This is a genomic window from Coleofasciculus sp. (assembly GCF_046565525.1).
Taxonomy (GTDB): Bacteria; Cyanobacteriota; Cyanobacteriia; order Cyanobacteriales; family Coleofasciculaceae; genus Coleofasciculus.
On sequence record NZ_JBKHUP010000197.1, the window covers coordinates 1 to 6792 of the forward strand.

A 6792-nucleotide genomic window follows, 5' to 3' on the forward strand; every position below is an offset into this window, starting at 1 on the left:
TTGTTAATGATTGGGGGCTGATAAAAAGGGAGGCTCTAATTGAATGGGTCGTGCCATTTCCCTTTTCCTAAAAAAGCAGTTTCGGGATTAGCCAGCCTCGCTTCGTCCAACATTTCTTGTATCCGTTGGTCTCGTTCTGGTTCTTTTTCCTCTGCTTCATCCCCATCCTCCAATTCATCCCTGACTGACACGGCTGGTGCGGTATTAGCAGAAGCGGGTGGCTGTTTTGGGGAAGCTGATTGAAATTGACCGACCCCAGAGGATTGCGGCGTACCCCCCCAAATAACGGGAGATAGGGAAAGTCCAAACTCGGAATTGAGCATCATCGCGTAATCGATGAGTCTTCTCGCCGCCTGATCCGCAATTTGCCGCACTTGGTTGACGGGTAAATCCGCTTCAGCCGCCGCGAAGGGACTGTAAAGGTAACTGAATGCTTGTCGCATTCGTTCGCGCAGTTCGGGAATGCCATCTTTTTTGCAGTATTTGATTACCATGGCGTCATAGTCGGTGAAAGCGCGATAGGTAACTTGAACTTCGGCTTTGGCTACTGCTTTTTTCTTTTGCCTGGTTTTCGATGGTTTCTTCGTATTTGCTGTTGTTGTATCCACGACCCCTTACTCCTGCGATTGAGTTCAAAATTGCCTTGTTGAAGGTGAAAAAATTCCCCAGTTAATCCTCAGTCAGTTCTGGGTTAATCCCCGGTAAGTCCTGGGTAAGTCTCCAGTTAATCAACGGTTGAGGGGTATTTTGAGATAAAATGCGATCCATTGGGGAATAGGCTAAGGGTATGAATCCTCAGTCAGTCCTCAGTTATTGTCTAGTAAGTCCCTGGTAAGTCCTCAGGATGTCCCTGTTGCTGCCGTTCCTTGAGTCTCTCTCCTACCGTGACGAACACCCATTAACTCTTGCCAACTCTCCCACTGATTGCCTAACCATTGATGGCAAAGCTTTACGGTCTACTTTGCGATACTATTCCCGCTATAAACGAAACTTCGTTTCCATTGTTTCTTGCTTCTGTCAAGATAATGGATTCGTCAAAAGCGATGGACAGCCGCCAACAAATCACAAAACCTGAAACCCAGGCAGCTCAGGGCATTATCCGCGACCTTCCTTCTGACAATCAACTTATCACCCTCGATGCTATCCACTGTCAAAAAACCACTGTCCAAAACATTATCGACGGCAATAATGATTATTTAATCACCGTCAAAAATAATCAGAAAACTCTCCGTAAAACTTTACATGACTTGGCGCTAATTACTCCTCCTCTCAGTCAATATATTGAATACGATAAGAGTCGAGGTCGTAGAATTCAACGAACTATTTCTGTTTTTTCACTTCCTGAAAACATCAAATCGGCTTGGCTCAATAGTCAACGTTTTATCCAAGTCCAACGTATTGGCACGCGAAAATCCAAACCTGTCGATCAGACTGTATATTATTTGAGCAGTCGTCAATCGAATGCCAAAACCTTCGCTGCCAAAATTCGAGGTCACGCTCCAAATTGAAAACCAACTCCATTGGGTAAAGGATGCCATTTTCAAAAAAGATTTATCCCCTATTTGTCATTTTCAAGCCGTCACCAACCTATCCATTCTCCTGACCATCGCCATCAATCTTTTGAGAATTTTGGGTTTTCTCTCAATTACAAACGCTCAGACCTGGCTCTATGGCAGGCTTTGGGGACTTGCCACACGACTCGAATGAAACAGCCCTAGGTTCGCTGGGCAGCTCTAAGGTTAATATAGTGGCATAGTGGTATAGTTCCAAAAAACTATAAACCTTTCTCTCTAAAGCAATTTATCTCTATAGCGTGAAATGCTCTCCTAGTGGCAAGCTAGAGGCATAGAGATTTAGCGGTATAGAGAGACAGTGCCAGAGGATACCAAAACAGTGAAGATGAGTTTTTATATAGACGAAGAAACCAGAACGCGGTTTAAACTGGCGACCACTGCCAAAAGAACAAGCATGAATCAAGTTTTGGTTGACATGGTTAACGGCTGGCTTGAAAGCAACGATCCGTTTAAACAACAACCCCCAGCGCCTGAACCAAGCACCGGGGGGAGAGGAGGGAGGGGGAAAATTAAAGATGGTTGAACCGGGAACGGATGACAACCCGACTCAGGAAAACGTCCACTCAGCAACCGATCCGGAGAAATGTAGAGAAATGGAACGTAGATACGGCTGGAAATTAAAGAAAGTCTTGCCAACAGGCGATCCGACACTCAAAGTCGATTGTGTATTTGAAGGCAAGCAAACTTCTTTTGAGGACAAACGATATGACTAATCCCGAAACCTGGATTGTGTACAAAGCCGAGACGATGAACGCTCCCGGCTGGGAAGAACGAAAGCTACTTCCCTCTGAAGGTCTAACCGACATACTAAGCGAGGAATGGGATAGTTCCGGTCAGCTCCCCAATTTAGGTTCACGCATCCGCTACTATACCAATCTAGACAACCCAGAACGCGGTGGAATCACCCACGGTCGTGATGGGGACTGGGTTGTAACGAGAATTCACCAGTTCTCATCTCCCGATACACCCACTCGTATTGTTGTATGTTACTGCTCTTACCAGCCGATCACACCGAACTGGAAAAAACTCCAGCGCGGTGAACCAGTGGACGCAACCCTCTCTACGGCTAGCGCTTCTAGTTAGGTATTGTCCGCGATCGCGGTAAAGTAATTAAAAATATAAAAATTGCGAAACCAGCGCACCCTAAAAATCTTGGCGGATTTTAATGCACTGGTTTCCCAGGAAATGGGAGTCCATGGGAAGGACTCAAATTCTTACACAACCAACCAAGAAGCAAGAAGTGCATCGTCGTTCGTCGTGTAAGTCGTGTAGTCCCATGTTACCCCAAATTTCCTGGACTGCACAACCAACCAGGAGTTTTGCATCATGGGGAAAAACTACCCTCTACACATTCAAAAAGCGCATTGGGACGAGTGGACAAAAGGCAGTGCTATTGATCCAGAACTGACCTCACTCAACCTAGAATCCATATCAGAACAGACTCCATACGAATACCTGCTCTATAACTGGAAATCAGGCAAAGTCCACCCAGATGCCATTGCCCGTAAGATGAATCGCCGATTCGGGAATAACTGGTGGGACGGTGGCTGGTGGTGCGGCGGCGCGGAGGATAGTCAGTGGGGATGCTTCAAACCCTCGCGCCCACGGATCGATAAATCTAAGGGCTTTAATCCAAACGAGCCAAAATACATCAAGTACGAACATCCTCCCCAGACGCCCACGGAAATCTTCCGCCTCAAAATGCCACGGCATCTCTGGCAGAGGATAGCCAATCGTTATAACATCTCCATCGGGAACTATTTAAACTTCTGGCAGTGGGTAACAGACCATCCACAAATCCCGATTGTCATTACTGAGGGAGTTAAGAAAGCCGGATCGCTGTTATCAAAAAGCTATGTTGCTATAGCACTCCCTGGTGTTTGGTCTGGTGTCCGCACCCCACGGAATAAAGACGGGAAGCGGATCGGTCAATCTTACCTCATAAGAGAACTGAAACAGTTTGCCCAACCGAATCGGCTTCACTACTTAGCCTTTGACCAAGACCAAAGACGGGAAACCAAGCAGAAGGTCAATGACGCGATCGCCAAAACTGGGAAATTACTTAAGAATTCGGGTTGCCAGGTCAAAGTTGTATCGTGGGATGCCGATTATAAAGGGATTGATGACTTTATCGTTGCCCACGGTAACAAACTCGATCAAGTATTCCAATCAGCCAAAGACCTTGAAATCTGGCAAGCTTCCCAATTAAACAAACTGACTTATGCCCCAAACCTTCTCATCAATTCCCGGTATCTCGGAAGCTTTAGCCCTCCTGCTGATGCCCAGTTAATAGGTCTCTTGGCTCCCAAGGGGACGGGAAAAACCCAATGCTTATCTGAACAGGTGAAACAGATTATCCGTTCTGGTGGTAGAAAGATTTTATTATTAACCCATCGGATTCAACTTGGCTCGGAATTGTGTGGACGGCTAGGGATTCACTACCTAGATGAAGAGAGAGGTGATGATTTTGGTCTATGGGGATTTGGGTTGTGTGTTGATTCATTGCACCCAAAATCACGGGCTAAATTCAACCCCTATGACTGGGAGGGCGCGTGGATAATCCTTGATGAGGTCGAACAGGTCATCTGGCATCTGTTAAATAGCTCAACCTGCTTTCGCGATCGCGTATCCATCCTGCGAAGCCTTGAGGAGGTGTTACGAATAGCCCTATCGACTGGGGGGAAAGTTTTCCTGTCTGATGCTGACCTATCAGATGTTTCCATAGACTACATCAAGTCCTTGATAGGCTTTAAAATCAAGACCTGGATAGCTGTCAATGAGTGGAAGCCGTCTCAAGGTTGGGATGTTTATAGTTATGGCGGGAACACCCCGGCTCAATTGGTCGGTGATTTGATTGAGCATATCTCAATGGGAGGTAAGCCTTTTATCTGCACAGGTGGACAGAAGATCAGGTCAAACTATAGCACCCAGAACCTGGAATCCTTACTCCGACGCCGTTTCCCCCATTTGAAGATACTCCGAATTGACAGTGAGAGCGTAGCTGACCCCAATCATCCGGCTTATGGCTGTATCGAACGTCTTAATGAAATTTTGCCAGAGTACGACATCGTGATTGCCTCTCCCACTTTGGAGACTGGGGTTAGTATTGAATGCCAGCATTTTACAAGCGTTTGGGGGATATTCCCTGGTCATCAACCCGTTAACTCAGTCTGTCAGTTTTTGGCAAGACTACGCGCTAATATTCCCCGGTATATTTGGGTTCGTAAAACCGGATTTGGGCGAATTGCTGGCGGTTCCACTAATATCAGCTCGATTTTAGCGACCCAACATAAAATGGCAAAAGCCAATATAAACTTGCTCACCCAGGCTGCTTTTACCGATGATATCGACGTAGATTTTCAACCATCTTCACTAAGCACTTGGGCTAAGTTATCGGCACGTATCAACCTCGGTATGAAGGCTTATCGAGCCGCTATTGAAGCCAAATTACAAGAGGAGGGGCATAATATCATTGATACTGTGCCACCATCTGACGATGATGACCTTATTGAGAGAATTGAAGCCACCTCGGATGAAGTCAAAGCGACAAAGGAAGGGAACTATCAGAATTATTGTGAGGCGATCGCGAACGCCCCAGACATTGATGACAAAAAATGGATGAAGCTTTTTGACCAACGTGCCAAGACCAAAGAGGAACGGGAACAGTACCGTAAGGCAGAGTTAAACAATCGTTACGGGGTTGAGGTTGATTCAGATTTAGTTAAGAAGGATGATGATGGATGGTATCCACTCCTGCGGCTTCATTATTATCTCGGCATAGGACGGGAACATCTGCAAGCTTTGGATAAGGCAAGCGCTCAAAAGATGCTCGATGAGGGTGAGGGGGCGATATTCAAGCCGGACTTTAATCAAAAGCAGTTGGGGGCTAAAATCGCTGTCCTAGACCTGATTGGTTTTGCCAAACTCTTACGGCGGCGAGAGTTCCCTCAGAATGACCCTGAGTTATTGGCGATAGCTTCCTTCTGTAAACAGCACCGTTATGAGATAGAAGCCCTTTTAGGCATTAAAATTCTGCCTGGTGACAGCCCGATCGCGCTCGCACAGAAGCTACTAAGACTGATTGGGTATCGGCTACCGCGACTTAGGAGAGAAGGAAGCGGAAGGAATGGAAGATCTCGCATATACGTTTATGGTGCTGCGGCTCCCGACTTTCAGCTATGTTGTCGGGGTCTTCTCCAATTAGATGATAGCGGTCAGGCGATTCCCATACCTGATGGACGTGATGAAATTTTCCAGGCTTGGCTATTACGAGACACGGCTCCTCAGGCAACGTCCGAGGGGGTTGAATCTGATTTTGCGTCCACGGGTCATAATAATAGTGTTTATACTACACCCCATAGACGCAAACCCATGGACGCAGCCCCTCCTACCCCTGCTGAACGCTTGCTGGAATCCCTATCGTGGGTGGAGTCTTTTGGTCAGTTCTGGCAGACGATTCGGGGGTATGAGGATGAGACAGTAGAGGATGCGATCGCAATGCAGGATAGATGGTGGCGCCGTCAAACCTTGAGAGCATGGTTTGAGGGGGATGCGTCAGCAACTCTCCCAGAGATAGCCTTAGATAGATTTCTTTCGCCTTCTTCTGTTAGGGAGCTTGCAGGCTTTCTCCGTTCCTGTTGTAAAGAAGTGTTCGATATCCTGCGACAGTCAATCCCCGATGGAGGAAGCGTTCCGTCAGGCGGCGCGGCTCCTATCTCCGGAGCGACGGGCAGTCATTGGGCGGTGGGAACCGGAACTGGCATAAGGGAAAAGACACCAGGGATTTAACTGGCACAATCGTAGGATGCGATCGCACCTGCACAACCGATTCAGAAAACTCACGAAGCGATCGCACGTTGGTTAAGTTTTCTGGAGCGGGGTAGAATGCTATGCTCTTTGGGGGTATGCTTAAAGATATTTTCTGCTACCAATCTCATAGACGCGATCGCGCCTCCTGGGAAGGACAGAAAAGACCAGCGTAAATCAGGGTAACTTCTGGTCATGTCTTATCGGGAACCCATCCGCAAACCAAATTTCTCACCCTTGAGTCGGAAGTCCGCGCCGAATCCGTTGCAGCGACGCCGTTTCAAAGTTCCGAAACCCCAGGAACCTGTGGTAAGACGCTCACCGGATGAACAGAGGGCGTTTTTGCAACAGAAACTGGAGCAGTCAGCCTTTGTCGGCTATAACGGTCTTAATGTCCCGGTTAATGCACCCA

8 protein-coding genes are annotated in these 6792 nt (G+C 47.4%); 6 read left to right on the forward strand and 2 right to left on the reverse strand.

Annotation, left to right across the window (positions count from 1 at the left end):
* Positions 1–35: 35 nt before the first annotated feature.
* Positions 36–608: a hypothetical protein gene (locus ACLGGO_RS34665; RefSeq protein ID WP_446422721.1), complete on the reverse strand. Its 573-nt coding sequence runs from the start codon at positions 606–608 to the stop codon at positions 36–38.
* Between the two features lie 330 nt (positions 609–938).
* Here ACLGGO_RS34665 and ACLGGO_RS34670 point away from each other — a divergent pair, with 330 nt between their 5' ends.
* The 5 genes from ACLGGO_RS34670 to ACLGGO_RS34690 all read left to right on the forward strand — a co-directional run bounded on the left by ACLGGO_RS34670 (position 939) and on the right by ACLGGO_RS34690 (position 6362).
* Complete coding sequence (locus tag ACLGGO_RS34670; RefSeq protein WP_446422722.1) at positions 939–1508, forward strand: ISAs1 family transposase; 570 nt, start codon at positions 939–941, stop codon at positions 1506–1508.
* 391 nt (positions 1509–1899) lie between these two features.
* Complete coding sequence (locus ACLGGO_RS34675; RefSeq protein ID WP_446422727.1) at positions 1900–2097, forward strand: plasmid partition protein ParG; 198 nt, start codon at positions 1900–1902, stop codon at positions 2095–2097.
* On the forward strand, positions 2006–2287 hold the full coding sequence (locus tag ACLGGO_RS34680) for a hypothetical protein (RefSeq protein ID WP_446422728.1): 282 nt from the start codon (positions 2006–2008) through the stop codon (positions 2285–2287). The genes ACLGGO_RS34675 and ACLGGO_RS34680 overlap by 92 nt, the downstream gene beginning before the upstream one ends.
* The gene (locus ACLGGO_RS34685; RefSeq protein WP_446422723.1) at positions 2280–2657 is read left to right on the forward strand and encodes a hypothetical protein; all 378 of its coding nucleotides are present in this window, start codon (positions 2280–2282) and stop codon (positions 2655–2657) included. Before ACLGGO_RS34680 ends, ACLGGO_RS34685 begins: the two co-directional genes overlap by 8 nt.
* A gap of 243 nt (positions 2658–2900) precedes the next feature.
* Positions 2901–6362: a plasmid replication protein, CyRepA1 family gene (locus ACLGGO_RS34690; protein WP_446422724.1), complete on the forward strand. Its 3462-nt coding sequence runs from the start codon at positions 2901–2903 to the stop codon at positions 6360–6362.
* Positions 6363–6412: 50 nt separating this feature from the next.
* Here ACLGGO_RS34690 and ACLGGO_RS34695 read toward each other — a convergent pair whose 3' ends face one another.
* On the reverse strand, positions 6413–6577 hold the full coding sequence (locus tag ACLGGO_RS34695; RefSeq protein WP_446422725.1) for a hypothetical protein: 165 nt from the start codon (positions 6575–6577) through the stop codon (positions 6413–6415).
* Between ACLGGO_RS34695 and ACLGGO_RS34700 the strand changes: the two genes are divergently transcribed.
* Positions 6576–6792: hypothetical protein (locus ACLGGO_RS34700; RefSeq protein WP_446422726.1), on the forward strand; the 217-nt coding region annotated here is incomplete at its 3' end. The genes ACLGGO_RS34695 and ACLGGO_RS34700 overlap by 2 nt on opposite strands.